Origin of the sequence: Parafrankia colletiae (assembly GCF_001854655.1) — a bacterium.
GTDB lineage: Bacteria > Actinomycetota > Actinomycetes > Frankiales > Frankiaceae > Parafrankia > Parafrankia colletiae.
On the sequence record NZ_MBLM01000030.1, the window covers coordinates 1 to 1,516 of the forward strand.

At 66.8% G+C, this 1,516-nt stretch carries 2 protein-coding genes; both read left to right on the plus strand.

The window, feature by feature from the left end:
* Positions 1–375, plus strand: a 375-nt coding sequence (locus CC117_RS05525) for a phosphoadenosine phosphosulfate reductase domain-containing protein (RefSeq protein ID WP_157905350.1), incomplete at its 5' end; no start/stop codon positions are given.
* Positions 375–1,516, plus strand: a 1,142-nt coding sequence (gene cysN, locus CC117_RS05530; RefSeq protein WP_084131571.1) for a sulfate adenylyltransferase subunit CysN, incomplete at its 3' end; no start/stop codon positions are given. The genes CC117_RS05525 and cysN, both read left to right, overlap by 1 nt.

Below are 1,516 nucleotides of genomic sequence, written 5' to 3' on the forward strand. Positions count from 1 at the left end.
CAGAGTGTGCGGGTGTTCCCGTTGTCGAACTGGACCGAGCTGGATGTGTGGCAGTACATCCACCGGGAGGACATCCCGCTSGTGCCGTTGTACTACGCGGCTCCGCGGCCGGTCGTGGAACGCGACGGCGCTCTGATCATGGTCGATGACGAGCGGATGCCGCTGGCGCCGGGGGAGGTGCCCGAGCAGCGCAGTGTGCGGTTCCGGACGTTGGGCTGCTATCCGCTGACCGGGGCGGTGGAGAGTACCGCCGCGACCCTGCCGGAGATCGTCCGGGAGATGTTGCTGACGACGAGTTCGGAGCGGGCGGGCCGGGTGATCGACCATGACTCGTCGGGGTCGATGGAGAAGAAGAAGCAGGAGGGGTACTTCTAGTGGCGCACGCGACCGGGGACCTTGCCGCCGTCGACATCGAGGAGTATCTGTCTCGGCATGAGCACAAGTCGATGCTGCGGTTCATCACCTGCGGCAGCGTCGACGACGGGAAGTCGACGCTGATCGGCCGGTTGTTGTACGACTCGAAGCTGGTGTTCTCCGACCATCTCGCCGCGTTGGAGGCGGACTCGCGCCGGGTCGGGACGCAGGGTGACGGGCTGGACTTCGCGTTGCTCGTCGACGGGCTGGCCGCGGAACGGGAACAGGGCATCACGATCGATGTGGCGTACCGGTTCTTCTCCACCGAACGGCGCAAGTTCATCGTTGCGGATACCCCGGGTCATGAGCAGTACACCCGCAACATGGTCACCGGCGCGTCGACCGCGGATCTGGCGGTGATCCTCGTCGATGCGCGTAAGGGGGTGCTGACGCAGACCCGGCGGCACAGCTATCTGGTGGGGCTGCTCGGGATCCGCCACGTGGTGTTGGCGGTGAACAAACTCGACCTGGTCGACTACTCCCAGACGGTGTTCGACCGGATCGAGGGAGACTACCGGGCGTTCGCCACCCAGGTCGGTCTGACCGATGTTGTCGCGATCCCGCTGTCGGCGCTGGCCGGTGACAACATCACGGAACCCTCACCGAACACCGGCTGGTACACCGGGCCGACGCTGGTCGGGTATCTGGAGACCGTGCCGATCGACGAGGACACCACCGCCGGGCCGTTGCGGCTGCCGGTGCAGTGGGTGAACCGGCCGAACCTGGACTTCCGTGGCTTCTCCGGCCAGATCGCCGGAGGGGTGGTGCGTCCCGGGGACCGGGTCCGGATCCTGCCCTCCGGGCAGGAGTCCACCGTGGCCCGGATCGTGACCGCGGACGGGGACCTGGACGAGGCGGTCGCCGGACAGTCGATCACCCTCACCCTCACCGACGAGATCGATGTGAGCCGCGGCGATGTGCTGGCCGCCGCGGTCGACCCGCCGGGGGTGGCGGACCAGTTCGAGTGTCACCTGGTGTGGATGGGTACCGAACCGATGCTTCCGGGCCGGCCGTACCTGTTGAAGATCGGGGCGCGGACGGTGAACGCGACGGTCGCACAGCCGAAGTACAAGGTGAACGTGAACACGTTGGAACACACCGC